The organism is Saccharothrix carnea, assembly GCF_003014735.1.
Lineage (GTDB): Bacteria > Actinomycetota > Actinomycetes > Mycobacteriales > Pseudonocardiaceae > Actinosynnema > Actinosynnema carneum.
The window spans coordinates 712502-729115 of sequence record NZ_PYAX01000002.1; the positions used below are offsets into that span (position 1 = coordinate 712502).

The 16614-nt window shown below is 72.4% G+C and carries 19 protein-coding genes; 12 read left to right on the top strand and 7 right to left on the bottom strand.

Annotated features, from left to right (window positions below; translation table 11 throughout):
- The first annotated feature begins 7 nt into the window (after positions 1–7).
- The 4 genes from ligD (B0I31_RS07465) to B0I31_RS07480 all read left to right on the top strand — a co-directional run bounded on the left by ligD (B0I31_RS07465) (position 8) and on the right by B0I31_RS07480 (position 3524).
- Positions 8–1471 (top strand): non-homologous end-joining DNA ligase, encoded by a 1464-nt coding sequence (gene ligD / locus B0I31_RS07465; protein ID WP_106614541.1) that lies wholly within the window; start codon positions 8–10, stop codon positions 1469–1471.
- Positions 1458–2366: a non-homologous end-joining DNA ligase gene (ligD, locus tag B0I31_RS07470; protein WP_425444350.1), complete on the top strand. Its 909-nt coding sequence runs from the start codon at positions 1458–1460 to the stop codon at positions 2364–2366. The genes ligD (B0I31_RS07465) and ligD (B0I31_RS07470) overlap by 14 nt, the downstream gene beginning before the upstream one ends.
- 47 nt (positions 2367–2413) lie before the next feature.
- A complete protein-coding gene (locus B0I31_RS07475) occupies positions 2414–2962 on the top strand; it encodes a GrpB family protein (protein WP_106614542.1) in 549 nt (182 codons plus the stop codon).
- Positions 2963–3062: 100 nt separating this feature from the next.
- Positions 3063–3524 carry a PPOX class F420-dependent oxidoreductase gene (locus tag B0I31_RS07480; RefSeq protein WP_106614543.1) on the top strand — a complete coding sequence of 154 codons (462 nt, stop codon included), beginning with the start codon at positions 3063–3065 and terminating at the stop codon, positions 3522–3524.
- A gap of 32 nt (positions 3525–3556) precedes the next feature.
- Here the strand turns inward: B0I31_RS07480 and B0I31_RS07485 are convergent, their stop codons facing one another.
- The 3 genes from B0I31_RS07485 to B0I31_RS07495 all read right to left on the bottom strand — a co-directional run bounded on the left by B0I31_RS07485 (position 3557) and on the right by B0I31_RS07495 (position 6721).
- Entirely contained in the window at positions 3557–4225 is a 669-nt protein-coding gene (locus tag B0I31_RS07485) for a VOC family protein (RefSeq protein ID WP_106614544.1), read from the bottom strand.
- A 34-nt stretch (positions 4226–4259) separates the two neighbouring features.
- A complete protein-coding gene (locus tag B0I31_RS07490) occupies positions 4260–6296 on the bottom strand; it encodes a putative bifunctional diguanylate cyclase/phosphodiesterase (protein WP_245949736.1) in 2037 nt (678 codons plus the stop codon).
- Positions 6297–6364: 68 nt separating this feature from the next.
- Positions 6365–6721 carry a hypothetical protein gene (locus tag B0I31_RS07495; protein ID WP_073887519.1) on the bottom strand — a complete coding sequence of 119 codons (357 nt, stop codon included), beginning with the start codon at positions 6719–6721 and terminating at the stop codon, positions 6365–6367.
- A 67-nt stretch (positions 6722–6788) separates the two neighbouring features.
- On the opposite strand from B0I31_RS07495, the gene B0I31_RS07500 reads away from it, so the two are divergent.
- Together B0I31_RS07500 and B0I31_RS07505 are read left to right on the top strand one after the other, a co-directional pair.
- The gene (locus tag B0I31_RS07500) at positions 6789–7562 is read left to right on the top strand and encodes a glycerophosphodiester phosphodiesterase family protein (RefSeq protein ID WP_106614545.1); all 774 of its coding nucleotides are present in this window, start codon (positions 6789–6791) and stop codon (positions 7560–7562) included.
- Between the two features lie 90 nt (positions 7563–7652).
- On the top strand, positions 7653–9050 hold the full coding sequence (locus B0I31_RS07505; protein ID WP_106614546.1) for an MFS transporter: 1398 nt from the start codon (positions 7653–7655) through the stop codon (positions 9048–9050).
- Positions 9051–9092: 42 nt separating this feature from the next.
- On the opposite strand, the gene B0I31_RS07510 is transcribed toward B0I31_RS07505, so the two are convergent.
- Positions 9093–9809: a hypothetical protein gene (locus B0I31_RS07510; RefSeq protein WP_106614547.1), complete on the bottom strand. Its 717-nt coding sequence runs from the start codon at positions 9807–9809 to the stop codon at positions 9093–9095.
- On the bottom strand, positions 9806–10120 hold the full coding sequence (locus tag B0I31_RS07515) for a PadR family transcriptional regulator (protein WP_073887515.1): 315 nt from the start codon (positions 10118–10120) through the stop codon (positions 9806–9808). Before B0I31_RS07515 ends, B0I31_RS07510 begins: the two co-directional genes overlap by 4 nt.
- 91 nt (positions 10121–10211) lie before the next feature.
- On the opposite strand from B0I31_RS07515, the gene B0I31_RS07520 reads away from it, so the two are divergent.
- From B0I31_RS07520 to B0I31_RS07545, 6 genes are all read left to right on the top strand, one after another.
- Positions 10212–10661 (top strand): RrF2 family transcriptional regulator, encoded by a 450-nt coding sequence (locus B0I31_RS07520; protein ID WP_219910623.1) that lies wholly within the window; start codon positions 10212–10214, stop codon positions 10659–10661.
- 31 nt (positions 10662–10692) lie between these two features.
- Complete coding sequence (locus B0I31_RS07525; protein WP_106614548.1) at positions 10693–11085, top strand: RidA family protein; 393 nt, start codon at positions 10693–10695, stop codon at positions 11083–11085.
- Positions 11086–11261: 176 nt separating this feature from the next.
- On the top strand, positions 11262–11981 hold the full coding sequence (locus tag B0I31_RS07530) for a thymidine kinase (protein ID WP_106614549.1): 720 nt from the start codon (positions 11262–11264) through the stop codon (positions 11979–11981).
- A gap of 88 nt (positions 11982–12069) precedes the next feature.
- On the top strand, positions 12070–12663 hold the full coding sequence (locus B0I31_RS07535) for a helix-turn-helix domain-containing protein (RefSeq protein WP_106614550.1): 594 nt from the start codon (positions 12070–12072) through the stop codon (positions 12661–12663).
- 73 nt (positions 12664–12736) lie between these two features.
- Complete coding sequence (locus B0I31_RS07540; RefSeq protein WP_106614735.1) at positions 12737–13207, top strand: NUDIX hydrolase; 471 nt, start codon at positions 12737–12739, stop codon at positions 13205–13207.
- A 470-nt stretch (positions 13208–13677) separates the two neighbouring features.
- Positions 13678–14022, top strand: a complete 345-nt coding sequence (locus B0I31_RS07545) for an RNA polymerase-binding protein RbpA (protein ID WP_106614551.1) — start codon at positions 13678–13680, stop codon at positions 14020–14022.
- 75 nt (positions 14023–14097) lie between these two features.
- Here the strand turns inward: B0I31_RS07545 and B0I31_RS07550 are convergent, their stop codons facing one another.
- Positions 14098–14889 carry a polyprenol monophosphomannose synthase gene (locus tag B0I31_RS07550; protein WP_106614552.1) on the bottom strand — a complete coding sequence of 264 codons (792 nt, stop codon included), beginning with the start codon at positions 14887–14889 and terminating at the stop codon, positions 14098–14100.
- The gene (lnt, locus tag B0I31_RS07555) at positions 14864–16471 is read right to left on the bottom strand and encodes an apolipoprotein N-acyltransferase (protein ID WP_181320036.1); all 1608 of its coding nucleotides are present in this window, start codon (positions 16469–16471) and stop codon (positions 14864–14866) included. Before lnt ends, B0I31_RS07550 begins: the two co-directional genes overlap by 26 nt.
- Between the last annotated feature and the right edge of the window lie 143 nt (positions 16472–16614).

Consider the following 16614-nt stretch of genomic DNA (forward strand, 5'->3'; position numbering starts at 1 on the left):
GCGCGGGATGGGTGGGGATCTTTCGGAGTACCGGCGCAAGCGGGATCCGGGGCGGACGCCGGAGCCGGTGCCGGGTGATGACGCGGTGTTGCCGAGTGGTGGTGACGACACGTTCGTGATCCAGGAGCACCACGCGTCGCGGCTGCACTGGGATGTGCGGTTGGAGCGGGGCGGGGTGTTGGTGTCGTGGGCGGTGCCGAAGGGTTTGCCGCCGGAGCCGGGGACGATCCGGTTGGCGGTGCGCACCGAGGATCACCCGTTGGAGTACGCGTCGTTTTCGGGGGTGATTCCGAAGGGTGAGTACGGCGCGGGTCGGATGGTGATCTGGGACCGGGGTCGTTACGAGACGGTGAAGTGGTCCGACCGCGAGGTGGACGTGGTGTTGCACGGGTCGCGGGTGGAGGGCGAGTTCGTGTTCTTCCGCCGTGATGCGGCCGGTGGGGAGGGTGAGGGCAAGGAGTGGATGGTGCGGCGGCGGCACGAGCCGGTGCGGCCGGACTGGGTGCCGTTGCCGGAGTCGTTGTCGCCGATGTTGGCGACTCCGGCGGCGGAGTTGCCGGGGCCGGGGTCGAAGTGGGCGTTCGAGTTCAAGTGGGACGGGGTGCGGGCGGTCGCGCGGGTCGAGGGTGGCCGGGTGCGGTTGACGAGCCGGTTGGGCAATGACGTGACGGGGACGTACCCGGAGTTGCAGGGGTTGGGTGAGCAGCTGGGTGCGACGCAGGTGTTGTTGGACGGGGAGATCGTGGCGTTGGAGGGTGGTCGGCCGAGTTTCGGTGCGTTGCAGCGGCGGATGCACGCGTCGGAGGCGCAGGCGCGGCGGTTGGTGGCGCGGACGCCGGTGACGTTCCTGGTGTTCGACGTGTTGCACCTGGACGGCTCCCCCACGCTGGACCTGCCGTATTCGCGGCGTCGTGAGCTGTTGGAGGGTTTGGGGTTGCGGGGTGCTCACTGGTTGACGCCGAGGGCGTTCCCGGGTGAGGGGGCGGCGGTGTTGGCGGCGAGTCGGGAGCAGGGGTTGGAGGGGGTGGTGGCGAAGCGGCTGGATTCGCGGTACGTGCCGGGTTCGCGGTCGCCGCAGTGGGTGAAGGTGACGGCGGTGGCGACGCAGGAGGTGGTGGTCGGGGGGTGGCGGCCGGGTGAGGGCAAGCGCAAGGGGGTGGTGGGGTCGTTGTTGCTCGGTATCCCGGACGGTGAGGGCGGGTTGGTGTTCGCGGGGTCGGTGGGCACGGGGTTCGACCAGGCGGAGTTGGAGCGGTTGACGGCGCGGTTGTCGGCGTTGGGGGTGGCGCGGTCGCCGTTCGTGTCGGAGGTGCCGCGGGAGCGGGCTCGGGGTGCGCGGTGGGTGCGTCCGGAGTTGGTGGGTGAGGTGGCGTACCGGCAGTGGACGGCGGATGGTCGGATGCGGTTCCCGACGTGGCGGGGGTTGCGGCCGGACAGGGTGCCCGGGGAGGTGCGGCGTGGTGACGGCTGACGCGGTGGTGGCGGTGGAGGGGCGTCGGTTGAAGCTGACGAACCTGGACAAGGTGCTGTACCCGGAGGTGGGGTTCACGAAGGCGGAGGTGATCGACTACTACACGCGGATCGCGCCGGTGTTGTTGCCTCATCTGGAGGGTCGGCCGTTGACGGTGCGGCGGTATCCGAACGGGGTGGACGGGAAGTCGTTCTTCGAGAAGAACGCGCCGTCGCACGCGCCGGAGTGGGTGCGGACGGTGCGGGTGGAGACGCCGGGGTCGTCGCGGGGTGCGGAGTACGCGGATTTCGTGGTGGTGGAGGAGCTGGCGACGTTGGTGTGGTTGGCGAACCTGGCGGCGTTGGAGTTGCACGTGCCGCAGTGGACGGTGGGTGCGCGGGGTGGGCGGCACTCCCCCGACCTGGTGGTGTTCGACCTGGACCCGGGTGAGCCGGCGACGGTGGTGGAGTGCTGCCGGGTGGCGTGCCGGGTGCGGGAGGTGCTGGTGGAGGACGGGTTGGCGCCGGTGGTGAAGACGTCGGGGTCGAAGGGGTTGCAGGTGTACGCGGCGGTGTCGGTGTCGTCGCCGGAGCGGACGTCGGAGTACGCGAAGGGGGTGGCGCAGCGGTTGGCGGGCGAGTCGCCGGACGAGGTGGTGTGGCGGATGGCGAAGGCTCAGCGGACGGGGAAGGTGCTGATCGACTGGTCGCAGAACAACCCGGCGAAGACGACGGTGGCGCCGTATTCGTTGCGGGCGCGGGCGAGGCCGTCGGTGTCGACGCCGGTGTCGTGGGAGGAGGTCGCGGCGTGCCGGGTGGTGGAGGACCTGGTGTTCCTGGCCGACGAGGTGCGGGAGCGGGTGGGGTCGGTGGGTGATCTGTTCGCGGTGGGTGGGTCGTCACCGTTGCCGCGGTGAGAGCCTTGTGCCGGTCGGTCGGTCGGCTCGGTGACGGGAGGGTTGTCGTGGGGTTGTCGGAGGAGGAGATCCGGGCGGCGCACGTGGGGGTGGCGCCGAGGTTGGGTGGTCGGGTGGTGTTGGTGGAGTACGACCCGGCGTGGCCGGGGTTGTACGAGCGGGAGGCGGCGCGGATCCGGGGTGCGTTGGGTGCCGCGGTGGTGGGGTTGGCGCACGTGGGGTCGACGTCGGTGCCGGGGTTGGCGGCGAAGCCGATCGTGGACGTGGTGTTGTCGGTGGCGGACTCGGCGGACGAGGCGTCGTACGTGCCGGCGTTGGAGGCGGCGGGGTACGTGCTGAGGTTGCGGGAGCCGGGGTGGTTGGAGCACCGGATGTTCAAGGGGCCGGACACGAATGTGAACCTGCACGTGTTCACGGCGGGTGAGCCGGAGGTGGGGCGGATGGTGGCGTTCCGGGACCGGTTGCGGGCGTCGGAGGCGGATCGGGTGTTGTACGAGCGGACGAAGCGGGAGTTGGCGGCGCGGGAGTGGACGTACGTGCAGCAGTACGCGGATGCGAAGGCGGAGGTGGTGGCCGACATCATGAGCCGCGCCTGAGCACCGCTCCCCCGGTGTGGGTGGTTCAGCGGGCCGTCGCCGGTCGCGTGGTAGGCGCGGTCATCTTCTCGTCGGGTGTTCTTCTCCTAGGCTGGTGGGTATGCCGAGAATCGCCACCGCTGACATCGTGTCCCGAGACGACCTGGTCGCGTTCCTGCGGCCCCGGCACCGTGCTCTGTTGATCACGGCGCGTGCTGATGGGCGGCCGCAGGTGTCGCCGGTGACGTGCGGGGTGGACGGTGAGGGCCGGATCGTGGTGTCGACGTACCCGCAGCGGGCGAAGTCGCGCAACGCGCGGCGGGACGAGCGGGTGACGGTGTGCGTGCTGTCGGATGAGTGGGACGGCCCGTACGTGCAGGTGGACGGGCGGGCGGAGGTGCTGGATCTGCCGGAGGCGCTGGAGCCGTTGGTGGACTACTACCGGTGTGTCGCCGGTGAGCACCCGGATTGGGACGAGTACCGGGAGGCGATGCGCCGTCAGGGCAAGTCGCTGATCCGGGTCGCGATCGACCGGTGGGGGCCGATCGCGACCGGTGGGTTTCCGCCGGGGTTGGTGGACTGAGAAAGATCAGAAGAGTCGGCGGGGTGCTGGGCCTAGGCGTGGGCTTGTTGGGTGGAGGACCAGGTGCCGCCCCAGCCGGTGGGGTTTTCCAGGAGGGCGAAGACGGTGCCGGCCGGGTCGGCGATGGCGGTGACGGTGCCGGTGGGGACTTCTTTCGGCGGGATGAGGATGGTGGCGCCCATGGTGGTGGCGTCGGCGGCGGCTGTGGTGGCGTTGGGGACGGAGAAGTAGCAGGTCCAGCCGCCGGTGGCGGTGAGGCGGCCGGCGACGGGGCGGCGGTCGCCGGCGATGGTGGCGTCGTAGAGGGTGAAGTCGGCGTCGGGGTCGCGGACGTGCCAGCCCAGTTCGCCGGCCCAGTAGTCGTCGGCGGGGGTGGTGGTCATGAGTTCGACCCAGCAGGGTTCGCCGGGGCGGGGTCGGGGTGCCCAGGGGCCGTGCAGGACGCGGCCGGTGTCGATGGCGGCGGTGGGGTCGAGGTCGCGGGGTTCGGGGCCGGCGAACACGATGCGCCAGCCCGGGTCGCCGGGGTGGACGCGGGTGGCGAGGCGGTCGCCGACCCAGCCGGTGAAGGAGCCGTCGGGTTCGGCGATGATCACCCAGCCGAGGAGGTGGGCGTAGAACTCGGCGATCGGTTCGGGGTCGCTGGTGCTCAGCTCGACGCGGCGGACACCGCGCGCGGGGCTGTCGGGGGTACCGGGCACGGCGGTGGTTTCCCATCGGGGAGGGCGGCGGAGATCAGGAACGCGCCCCATCCTCCGCACCGGTCAGGTGTGGCGACAATGCGCCGTTCGGTGGCTGCGGCTGGGCCGAGAGGACCTGTGCCAGCGGGAGGGGGCGGCCGAGGTGGAAGCCTTGGCCGATGCGCACGTCCAGGCGGACGAGGGCGTCGACCTGGGCGGGGCGTTCGACCCATTCGGCGACGGCGGTCAGGCCGAGGCCTTGGGCGATGCGGACGATGCCGGCGACGAGGACGGCGTCGGTGGAGCGTTCCTCGATGCCGCGGACGAACTCGCCGTCGATCTTGATGCCGGTGATGGGCAGGTGTTTGAGGTGGACGAAGGAGCCGAAGCCGGAGCCGAAGTCGTCGAGGATGATGCGGCAGCCGAAGCCGCGCAGTTGCAGGGCGAGGGCGCGGGCGGCGTCGAGGTTGGTCACGGCGGCGGTTTCGGTGATCTCCAGGCCGAGGCGGCCGGGGGCGACGCCCGCGGTGGCGAGCCGGTCGAGGACGAATCCGCCGAAGTCCTCGTCTTCGAGGGTGCGGCCGGAGATGTTGACGTTGAACCGCAGTTCGGGGTCGGGGTGGCCGACGAGGGCGTCGATGGCGGTGGACAGCACCCACCGGTCGATGTCGAGGACGAGGTCGGAGCGTTCGGCCTCGGGCAGGAACTCGGCGGGGCCGAGGTAGGGGTCCTGGCCGTCTTCCAGGCGCAGCAGGAGTTCGTGGCCGAGGGTGGTGCCGGTGGCCAGTTCCACCATCGGCATGGCGTGCAGGGCGAGGCCGCCGTGGTCGAGGGCGGCGCGCAGCCGGTCCAGCACGGAGACGCGTTTGGCGGTGTCGGCGTAGTGGCCGGGTTCGTAGACGGTGACCCGGTTGCGGCCGGCGGCTTTGGAGGCGTAGAGGGCGAGGTCGGCGTTGGCGAGGACGAGTTCCCAGGTGTCGCCGGGACCGTATTCGGCGACGCCGGTGGACACGGTGAGGCTGCGGGCGGCGCCCACGAGCGGCAGCGTGGCTACGGCATCGCGCAGTCCTTCGGCGACGCGGGCGGCGTCGGCGGGGGTGGCGCCGGGCAGTACGACGGCGAACTCGTCGCCGCCGAGCCGGCCGATCAGCTGGGAGGGCGACAGCCGTGACCGCAGGGCGGAGGCGAGGGTTTTCATCAGCCGGTCGCCGACGGCGTGGCCGCGCAGGTCGTTGACGTCCTTGAAGTTGTCCAGGTCCAGCAGCAGCATCGCGCCGGGTCCGCCGCCGGCGAGCTGGCGTTCCAGTTCGCGGGTGACGGCGCGCCGGTTCGCCAGGCCGGTGAGCGGGTCCTGTTCGGCCAGGGCGAGCAGTTCGTCGTGCACGCGGCGGGCGCGGGTGATGTCGTGCGCGGTGCCCAGGACCCGCAGCGGTGAGCCGTCCTCGTCGGGGACGACCTCGCCGAAGCACTCGAACCAGCGCTCGACGGTGCGGTCGGCCAGCAGCATGCGGTGGGTGTAGGAGAACCCGGCGCCGGACCGCATGGCCTCTTCGAGGGTGGCCTGGATCATGGACAGGTCGTCGGGGTGCACGAGCGCGGCGTAGCCGTCGAAGTCCAGCTCGGTGTCCGGGTCGAACCCGAACATCTCCAGCAGGGTGTCCGACCACACGACGCGGTCCTCGGCGACGTGCCACTCCCAGGTGCCCATGCGGCCCAGGACCTGGGCGCGGCGCAGCGCGTCGGCCTCGTGGGTGGCTTCCAGTTCGCGGTCGCGCCACGCGGTGACGTCCACCACCCGGTACAGCAGTTGTTCGTCGGAGTCGGGGTCGAGGTGCTGGCAGGTGACCTCCAGCCAGCGGTGGCCCTTGCGGTAGGCGCTGGGTGTGAGCAGCGCGAGACCGGAGCGGGGCCGTTCGGGGGCGCCGGGCAGCAGCGCGGGCAGCGACCGGCCGACCACGTGGTCCACCGGTACGCCCAGGATCTCCGCCAGCGCCGGGTTGACCCAGGCCAGCGTGCCGTTCGCGTCCGTCACACCGAAACCGACGTCGGCCCGGTCGAGCACCTCGCGGTGCAACGCGCCGTTGCCGTTCACGCGCCCCTCCTCGCCCACCCGCGCGCCATGATGGTCGAGACCACACGCGGTGGGCAAGCCGACACGATTCAGCGCAACCGCTCCAGACCGCGCGCGGTGTCGACCAGCTCCCCCGCCAGCCGCCGCAGTTCCGTGCCGTCCGCACCGTCCGCGGCGGCGGTGGCGACGTCCTCGGCGGCGCACCGCAGCTGGAACAGCCGGTCCTGCAGGTCGGCCAGCTCCCCCGCGGACAGCACCACCGCGTCCTCGGGCAGCCCGCCGCGTTGCACGGCGGCCCGGCGTTCGTAGGCGCGTTGCCGGCACGGCTGCGCGCAGTAGCGGCGTGGCCGCCCGATCCGGCCGCTGTCGGGCAGGCGGCGTCCGCACCAGGCGCAGTGCCTGGCTTCCTCACGGCGCGCCGCGACGGCCTCGGTCACCAACTCCATGGCGCGCGACGGTAGCCCGCTACCCACCGGTCACCCTCGCGCCACGCCGCCAGGGCAGACTCCGGGTGTGACCGCGAACCACCCGTACCTGTCCGGACCGCACCCCCGGGCGTTCGCCCACCGGGGCTGGCACCTCGACGAGCTGTCGGGGATGGAGAACTCGCTGGCCGCGTTCCGCCGCGCCGCCGCGGAGGGTTACCGGTACCTGGAGACCGACGTGCACGCTACCTCGGACGGTGTGGTGGTGGTGCACCACGACGCGACGCTGGACCGCACCACCGACGCGACGGGTTTGGTGGCGGCGCAGCCGTGGTCGGCGGTGCGGCGGGCCAACGTGGGCGGGCGGGAGCCGATCACCAGGTTGGAGGACCTGCTGGAGGAGTTGCCGGAGGCGTTGGTGAACATCGACGTCAAGGCCGACTCGGCGGTGGTGCCGGTGCTGGAGGTGCTGCGCCGGTGCGACGCGCTGCACCGGGTGTGCCTGGCGTCGTTCTCGGAGAAGCGGCTGGCCCGGTTGCGCAGGCTGGGCGGGCCGGGGCTGCTGACGTCGATGGGTCCCCGGTCGGCGGGTGCGCTGTGGGCGGCGGGGCGGGTGCCGCTGGTGGGGCTGCCGGTGCGGGGCATGGTGGCGCAGGTGCCGGTGAACCAGGGCCGGCTGCTGGTGGTCGACGGCCGGTTCGTGCGTGCCGCGCACCGCCGCGGTCTGGAGGTGCACGTGTGGACCATCGACGACGAGCCGCAGATGCGGCGGCTGCTGGACCTGGGGGTCGACGGGCTGGTGACCGACCGGCCCGACCGGCTGCGCGACGTGCTGGTCGAGCGGCGGGCGTGGGCGGGCTGAGCGGCGCCGCGTGACCCGCGGGAGGCCGGTTGGCAACAGGTTGGTGGTGATCACCACCATCGGGTGGCGGGCGATATACAGTCCGCCTCCATGAGCGTGGCCGACAGCACCGCACCCGCCGTGGACCGCAAGCGGGAACAGCGCGGGTGGATCTGGTACGACTGGGCGAACTCGGTGTTCCCGACCTCGGTCATCACCGTGTTCCTCTCCCGCTACCTGACGGCGGTGGCCTCGGAGGCCGCCCGTGCCGACACCGCCCGCAACGGCCCGGACGCCTGCGTCGACGGCGCGCTGGAGCGCTGCGACATCTCGCTGTTCGGCCTGTACTTCCCCGCCGGGTCGCTGTTCGGCTACCTGGTGGCGTTCGCGACGATCGTGCAGGTGGTGGTGCTGCCGGTGATGGGTGCCATCGCCGACCGCACGCAGAACAAGCGTCGGATGCTCGGCGTCCTGGCGTTCACCGGGTCCGTCGCCACCGCCGCCCTGGCCGCGGTGAGCGGCGACGACTGGCACCTGGGCGTGGTGCTGTTCGTGCTGGCCAACATCTGCTACGGCGCGTCGATCGTCGTCTACTACTCGTTCCTGCCCGAGATCGCCTCCCCCGACGAACGCGACGCGGTGTCCTCCCGCGGCTGGGCGTTCGGCTACCTGGGCGGGGGTCTCGCGCTGGTGGTGCAGCTGGGGCTGTTCCTGGGCCACGACGCGGTCGGGGTGAGCGAGGGCGCGGCGGTGCGGATCGGGTTCGTGATCTCGGGCCTGTGGTGGGCCGGGTTCACCCTGATCCCGCTGGCCCGGCTCAAGCGGCACCAGCCGCCGCACGGCACCGAGGCCGGTGCGTCGGTGATCACCGCCGGGTTCGCCGAGCTGCGCCAGACCGCGCGGCAGGCCCGCATGTTCCCGCTCACGCTGGCGTTCCTGGGCACCTACCTGATCTTCGCCGACGGCATCGCGACGGTGGCCAACGTCTCGGCCCAGTACGGCCGCGAGGAGCTGCGGCTGGACGAGACGGTGCTGATCACCACGATCCTGATCGTGCAGTTCGTGGCGTTCTTCGGCGGCATGCTGCACGGCTGGGTGGCCCGCTGGTGGGGCGCCAAGCGCACCATCATGGCCAGCCTGTGCGTGTGGATCGTGGTGGTCGGGGCGGCGTACTTCGTCCAGGCGGGCCAGCAGGTCCAGTTCTACGGGCTCGCGGTGGGCATCGGGCTGGTGCTGGGCGGCACGAACGCGTTGGCGCGGTCGCTGTTCAGCCAGATGATCCCGCCGGGCCGGGAGGCGCAGTACTTCTCCCTCTACGAGGTCGGCGAGCGGGCGTCGTCGCCGTTGGGGATGGCGATGTTCGCGGCGGTCGGGCAGGCGACCGGCTCGTTCCGCCTGGCGATCGTCTCGCTGGTCGCGTTCTTCGTCATCGGTCTCGTGCTGCTGATCTTCGTGCCGGTGCGCAAGGCGATCGCCGCCACCGGCAACCCGGTGCCGGCCAAGGTGTGACCGCCCGCCCGCCCGGGCGCTCGTCCCGGGCGGGCGTGGTCATCAGGCGGCGGGCACGGACCGGCGGACCGACCAGGGCCGGAACGCGGCCACCACGACCGCGGCGATCAGCCACGCGGCCAGCACGGTCGTCGACGACAGCCCCGGCGCGAACAGCACCGACGCGCCGCCCGCGACCAGCCCGGTCAGGGCGATCGCCCACCACACCCGCGGCACCGGCGGCGCCTCCCGGTGGAAGCCCGCCACCACCGCGACCGCCGCCACGCACGTCGGCGCGTACCACAGCAGCGTCAGCCAGGGCGGGAACCCCACCGCCACCGACCACACCACCGGTACCAGGCCCATCGCGCCCAGCAGCCCGGCCGCGACCCGGCCCAGCGCGCGCCGTCCCGCCACCAGCGCCGCGAACGCGGCCACCGCCGCCAGGTCGAACCACCAGCCCTGCGTGTCGACCGCCCAGCCGCTGCGCAGCGTCACGGTCCACGACTGCGCCGCGGCGACCAGGAGCCCGAGCAGGCCGGTCAGCCCCAGCAGCCGCGCGACCGTGCCGGCCGGACGGCGCGCGCCCAGCCGCACCCGCACCGCCAGCGCGAGCGTCGCGCCCGTCTCGCCCCAGCCGGGCCAGCCGTGCTCCAGGTCCAGGTCGTCGGTGCGGTCGGCCAGGAAGATGCCGACCATCTCCTCCTCGCGCTCGGCCCGGTACCAGGCGGGCAGCAGCCGCAGCAGCGCCCGGTAGCGACGTTCCAGGTTCGATCTCACAGCGCCCCCCTCGCCCTGAGCACCGACGACGCGGCGCGCACGTTCGCCGACAGCCGGGCCACCTCGGCCGACAGCGCCCGCACCCCGGCGTCGGTCAGCCGGTAGTAGCGGCGCAGCCGGCCCTGGTGGACCTCCTCGCGGTCCCGCTCGGCCAGGCCTTCCGCGACCAGCCGGTCCAGCACCCCGTAGAGCGTGCCGACCCGCAGCCGCATCCGGCCCTCCGACAGCCCGTCGACCGCGCGCACGATCGCGTAGCCGTGCAACGGCTCCTCCGCCAACGCGGTGAGCACCAGGAACACCTGCTCCGACATACCTCTCACACCGCAGGTTATATCGCGAAGCGGTATATCTCGGCAATAAATCTGGATATTTGATGTCCAGGATTCGGCTAGGGTGGTCGTCGTGAAGATGACCGAGGGCGTCGAGTGGGCCCTGCACTGCTGCCTGGACCTGGCGTGGGCGGGCGACACCCCCGTCCCCGCCGCCCGCCTCGCCGCGCACCACGGCCTGCCCCCGGCCTACCTCACCAAGCAGCTGCAGGCCCTCGGCCGCGCCGGCATCGTGCGCTCCACCCCCGGCCCGCGCGGCGGCTACCTGCTCGACCGGCCACCCCACACCGTCACGCTGATGGACGTGGTGGCGGCCGTCGACGGGGCCGACCCGGCGTTCCGCTGCACCGAGATCCGCGCGGGCGGCCCCCACACCACCCGCTGCGCCATCGACACCGCCATGGCCCGCGCGGACCTGGCCTGGCGCCGTGAACTCGCCGCCCGCACGCTCGCCGACCTCGACGCCGACGTGCGCCGCGCCGATCCCGACGCCCCGGCCGCCACCCGCGCCCGACTCACCTGACCCCCCACCCCGACCGGAAGGACCCTCCACCGTGCCGCACACCCTCACCAACCCCGACGCGCTGCACGACCCCACCGGCTACGGCTACAGCCACCTCGCCGCCACCACCGGCGACCTGGTGTTCGTCGCCGGCCAGTACGGCTCCGACGCCGACGGGCACGTCGTGTCCGACGACTTCGCCGAGCAGGTCGGCCGCGCGTTCGCCAACCTCGGCACCGCCCTGCGCGCGGCCGGCCTGGACTACCGCCACGTCGCCCGCCTGGGCACCTACGTCGTCGGCCACGACGCCGACCGGCTCGCCGTGCTGCTGGAGCACGTGCGCCGCGTCTGGGGCGACCGGCCGCCCGCGCAGACCCTGCTCGGCGTCGCCACCCTCGCCCTGCCCGGGATGCTGTTCGAGGTCGACGCCGTCGCCGTCCGCTGACCGCCCGGCACCGCCTGCGGGCCGCGCGCCGCCGTGACGATCCCGCGCACGACTCCTCCTCCGCCGCCCGCGACCGGTCCCGCGCGGATCGGCCGCCGGCGGCGGGACGGCCCCGTCCACCGCACGGAGGAGGTCGCGGCGGCCCCCGCTGGCACCGCGCATTAGGGTGGCCCGCCGTGGAACCGATCATCCCCGCCCCGGACCCGACCGACGCGCTGTCCTCCGTGCCCGCCGCCGGGGCCGGCCGCGGTCTCACGCCCACCGGCAGGCTGCGGTTCTTCTTCGGGCCCATGGACTGCGGCAAGTCGACCCTGGCCCTGCAGATCGACCACAACCAGGCACGTCAGGGCCGCCGCGGGCTGCTCCTCGTGCGGCACGACCGCTCCGGCACCCCCACCATCTCCAGCCGCATGGGCCTGGCCCGCAACGCGCTGGAGGTGCACGAGGACATGGACCTGTGCGCGCTGGTGCGCGAGCACTGGGCGCGCGGCAGCCGGGTGGACTACGTGATCGTGGACGAGGCGCAGTTCCTGTCCGCCGAGCAGGTCGACCAGCTCGCCGAGCTCGCCGACGACGCCCACCTGGAGGTGTACTGCTTCGGCCTGGCCACGGACTTCCGCAGCTGCCTGTTCCCCGGCTCGCAGCGGCTGTTCGAGCTGGCCGACGAGCTCAACGCCATCCAGGTGGAGGTGTTGTGCTGGTGCGGGCGCCCCGGCCGGTTCAACGCCCGCGTCCACGACGGCGACGTCGTGCGGGCCGGCGACACGGTGCTGGTCGCCGACACCGCGGCGACCGACCTGGTGGAGGTGCGCTACCAGGTGCTGTGCCGCACGCACTACCGCACCGGCGACCTCGGCCCGGCCACGGTCGACGCCCACCAGCTCAGCCTCACCTGACGCCCGGGGTGGACGCGCCCGGGGGTGGACGCGGCCCGTCCCGGCGTCCCACACTGGACAATCCTTGTTGCCGGAACCGGGACACCACATGAGTGACGACGACCCTTTCGCCGACGATCCGACCGACGAGGTGCTGGACAAGGTCGGCGAGCGGCTGCGGCACCTGCGCACCAGCCGGGGCGCGACGCTGGCCGACCTGGCGGCGGCCACGGGGATCTCCAAGAGCACCCTGTCGCGGCTGGAGTCCGGGCAGCGCCGGCCGAGCCTGGAGCTGCTGCTGCCGATCGCCCGCGCGCACCGCGTGCCGCTGGACGAGCTGGTCGGCGCGCCGCCGGTGGGTGATCCCCGGATCCGGCCGGTGCCGATCCGCCGCAACGGCATGACCGTGCTGCCGTTGACCCAGCAGCCGGGCGGCCTGCAGGCCTTCAAGATGATCATCCCGGACCGGGGTGAGCCGGATCCCCGCACGCACACCGGCTACGAGTGGCTCTACGTGCTGTCGGGGCGGCTGCGGCTGATCCTGGCCGACCACGACGTGGTGCTGGTCGCCGGGGAGGCGGCGGAGTTCGACACGCGGCTGCCGCACTGGTTCGGCCCGGCGGACGGCGAGCCGGTGGAGATCCTGAGCCTGTTCGGCAAGCAGGGCGAGCAGATCCACATGCGGACCCGCCGCAAGACCTGACACCCCGCCACCGCCACACTGTGCGCATGAGGGCCGGGTGTGCGGGGACTGGGCGTGGGTCGGGGGCGTGGGCGTGACGGGCGGGCGCAGTGCGGGGATCCTGCTGCACCGGGTGGTCGACGGACAGCGGCAGGTGCTGCTGGGGCACATGGGCGGGCCGTTCTGGGCGCGCAAGGACGAGGGTGCCTGGTCGATCCCCAAGGGCGAGCCGGAGGGCGACGAGGAGCCGGAGGCCACCGCCCGCCGCGAGTTCGCCGAGGAGCTGGGCCTGCCGGTGCCCGCCGGCGAGCTGGTGCCGTTGGGCGAGGTGCGCCAGTCCGGCGGCAAGGTCGTGACCGCCTGGGCACTGGCCGCCGACCTCGACCCCGAACGGGTGGTTCCCGGGACGTTCACCCTGGAGTGGCCGCGCGGGTCCGGTGTGCACCGCGAGTTCCCGGAAGTGGACCGCGTCGCCTGGTTTTCCCTTGTCGAAGCGCGGGTAAAAGTGGTGAAGGCCCAACGCGAGCTGCTCGACCGCCTCGCCGAAAAGTACACTTTCGGGTGACACTGAAGTTATCGAACGGGTAAAGCGTCCGATTGGACGTTTGGGTGCGGTCCGGACGGGTGATTCATCCTCATGTCCGCCACCCACCACACTCGTGCCGCCACCCTGCGTGGCGGTGGCCCCGAAACTCATCGGAATAACTTTGCGTGACCGTGACCATGACAGACGTCACTACCGGCGAGTTAAACCCGCCGTAACGTCGCCCTGCGTGGTCGGTCTAAGCTGTCGCAGCCGCACGACTTCTGCCAGGACTGCTCCATCAGTGTGATGGGGTCGCCCGGTAGCTTGATAACGCGTCACGAACCGGCCGCGATTGCATCCCTTAGGAGGAAGCCTTCGTTGACGGGTGAAAGACGTCACTGTGGGCGACGATGACCGTGAAGCCGGGAACGAACGGAGCAGTCCGATCGTTGCACTCGGTGAGCAACAAGCCTGGGCCCCGGCCCTGAGCCGAGCGAAAGGACACCGCCATGGCCGACCGCGTTCTACGGGGTAGCCGGCTCGGAGCAGTCAGCTACGAGACCGACCGCAATCACGACCTCGCCCCGCGCCGGTCGGTGCGGTACGCCTGCCCCAAGGGCCACGACTTCGAGGTCCCGTTCTCCGACGACGCCGAGATCCCGCACACCTGGGAGTGCCGCCTGCACGGCCAGGAGTCGAAGATCATCGACGGCGCCGAGCCGGAGCAGAAGAAGGTCAAGCCGCCGCGCACGCACTGGGACATGCTCCTGGAGCGGCGCACGATCCCGGAGCTCGAAGAGCTGCTGGACGAGCGGCTGGAGGAGCTGAAGGGGCGGCGCACCCGCACCGCCTGACCAGTGTGACGTGCGAGGGGCCCGCCGGAATCCGTTCCGGCGGGCCCCTCCGCGTGTACCGGGTGTGCTGTGGTGTCAGCGGCTGCTGGGGGTCTTCGACTTGGCGGTGAACAGGTCGCGCAGCTGGGTCGCGCGGCGCCGCACGCCCCACTTCGTGACCCGCCACAGCGCTTCGCGGACGATGTTGCCGCTCATCTTCGACTCGCCGATCTCACGCTCGGTGAACGTGATCGGGACCTCGACGACGCGGTAGCCGAGCTCGATGGTGCGCCAGGCCAGGTCGATCTGGAAGCAGTAGCCCTGGGAGGCGACGGTGCCCAGCTTGAGCCGTTCGAGGACCTCGGCGCGGAAGGCGCGGAACCCGCCGGTGATGTCCTTGACCTTCGCGCCGAGCGCGATCTGGGAGTACACGTTGCCGCCGCGGGAGATCAGTTCCCGGTACTTGGGCCAGTTGACCGTGCTGCCGCCGGGCACGTAGCGGGAGCCGAGCACGAGGTCGGCGTCCCGCAGGGCGTCGAGCAGGCGCGGCAGGTCCTCGGGGGCGTGGGAGCCGTCGGCGTCCATCTCCACCACGACCGCGTAGTCGCGTTCCAGCGCCCACCGGAAGCCGGCGACGTAGGCGGCGCCCAGTCCGGCTTTCTCCGTGCGGTGCAGCACGTGGACCCGGTCGTCCGCGGCGGCCATGTCGTCGGCCAGCTGCCCGGTCCCGTCCGGGCTGCCGTCGTCGACCACGAGCGCGTGCGCCCGGGGCAGCGCCGCGTGCAGCCGCTTCACGATCTTCCCGATGTTGTCCCGCTCGTTGTAGGTCGGGATCACCACCAGCACCGGCCCGAGCTCGCGGTCAGGCTGCGCCTGCTGGTCCGCCATCCGTTTCCTCCTCGCCGACCCCGGCACCGGGGGTCGGACGCGTCCGTCGTCGTGTCACTGTCAAGGCGATCGCCACGGCCATCAGGCCCAGAGCGGTCATCACCCACTCGGGCCATGCGCCGAGCCGGGTGGCCAGCGTAGCCTCCCCGCGCAGCGGGACCGTGGCCACCAGCGCGTCGGGGGTGAACATGCCGGTCCTGGCGGTGACGGCCCCGTCCGGCGCGACGATGGCGCTGACGCCGCTGGTGGCGGCGACGATCACGGATTTGCCGTGCTCGACGGCGCGGATCCGGGACATGGCCAGCTGCTGGTAGGTCATCTCGGTGTAGCCGAAGGTGGCGTTGTTGGTGGGGATGGCGATGAGGTTCGCGCCTTCGGTGATGGAGTCGCGGACCACGCCGTCGAACGCGACCTCGTAGCAGGTGTCGAGCGCGACCTTGGCGGGGCCCATGGTGAAGCCCTCGGGGTCGGTGCCGGGTTGGAAGGTGCCCGCGCGGTCGACGGTGTCGCTGAAGATCCGGAAGAACTCGCGGTAGGGCATGGTCTCGCCGAAGGGCTGCAGCTGCCGTTTGGTGTAGGTGTCGGTGGCGCCGACACCCGGTTCGTAGAGCACGACGGTGTTGCGGGGCAGCTTGTCGTCGGGGTCGATGACGACGGCGCCGACCGCGACGGGGGCGCGGATGGCCTCGACGGCGCGGCGGATCTCGTTGGCGGCGTCGATGTTGCGGAAGGGGTCGATGTCGGAGGAGTTCTCGGGCCAGATGACCAGGTCGGGTTGCTCGGCGCGGCCGGCGGCGACGTCCTCGGCGAGTCGCAGGGTGCGGGCGACGTGGTTGTCGAGCACGGCGCGGCGCTGGGCGTTGAAGTCCAGGCCGGCGCGGGGCACGTTGCCCTGGATCGCGGCGACGGTGGCGGCGCCCTGGTCGGGGTCGGTGTGCACGAGCGCGGACGCCGCGACACCGGCCGCGAGGGGCAGCACGAGCGCGGGCACGCCGAGTTTCCAGTCGCGGACCAGGTGGGCGGCGCCGAAGCCGGTGAGGGCGACGGCGAACCCGACCAGCGGCGCGCCGCCGATCGAGGCCAGCGGCAGGTACCAGCCCTCGGGTTGGCCGAACGCGATCTTGCCCCAGGGGAAGCCGCCGAAGGGCACGACCGAGCGCAGTGCCTCGTCGGCGACCCACACCAGCGCCATCCACAGCGGCGCGCCGGGCAGCGTCGACACCACGGCCACGGCGGCGGTGCCGATGGCGATGAGCAGCGCGCACAGCAGGGCCAGCGGCAGCCAGGCGACGAGGCCGACGAACTCGCCGGTCCAGCGCAGCAGCGGCGCCATGAACCCCAGTCCCCACACCAGCCCGAGCCCGAACCCGGCACGCGCGCGGCGGCCGTGCAGCAGGACGCCGAGCACGGCGAACCCGACCGGCGCGAGCCACCAGGTGGTGCGCGGGGGGAAGCTGAGGAACACCGCGCCACCGCCCGCGGCGGCGAGCACCAGCCGCAGCAGCGTGCCGCGCACGTCCCGGCGTCGGGCGGGGGGCGTGTCGGCGACGGGCTGATCGGGCGTCACGGGAGCTGCGACCACCGGGTCAGCCTACGAGCCGCCGGTCACGATCCCGCAGCCAGCCCGCGCCGCCACCTCACCCGACCCGGTACCGGTAGGACACCGGCGGCTGCTCCCCCGCGGTGCGGGTTCACGCCATGTCGGGTGGGCGGGGCTGCGGCGTC

Coding starts and splice junctions, on each gene's coding strand:
- ligD (WP_106614541.1), top strand. CDS start 8: ATGGGTGGGGATCTTTCGGAGTACCGGCGCAAGCGGGATCCGGGGCGG.
- B0I31_RS07480 (WP_106614543.1), top strand. CDS start 3,063: ATGCCGAGAATCGCCACCGCTGACATCGTGTCCCGAGACGACCTGGTC.
- B0I31_RS07495 (WP_073887519.1), bottom strand. CDS start 6,721: ATGGAGTTGGTGACCGAGGCCGTCGCGGCGCGCCGTGAGGAAGCCAGG.
- B0I31_RS07505 (WP_106614546.1), top strand. CDS start 7,653: ATGAGCGTGGCCGACAGCACCGCACCCGCCGTGGACCGCAAGCGGGAA.
- B0I31_RS07515 (WP_073887515.1), bottom strand. CDS start 10,120: ATGTCGGAGCAGGTGTTCCTGGTGCTCACCGCGTTGGCGGAGGAGCCG.
- B0I31_RS07535 (WP_106614550.1), top strand. CDS start 12,070: ATGAGTGACGACGACCCTTTCGCCGACGATCCGACCGACGAGGTGCTG.
- B0I31_RS07545 (WP_106614551.1), top strand. CDS start 13,678: ATGGCCGACCGCGTTCTACGGGGTAGCCGGCTCGGAGCAGTCAGCTAC.
- B0I31_RS07550 (WP_106614552.1), bottom strand. CDS start 14,889: ATGGCGGACCAGCAGGCGCAGCCTGACCGCGAGCTCGGGCCGGTGCTG.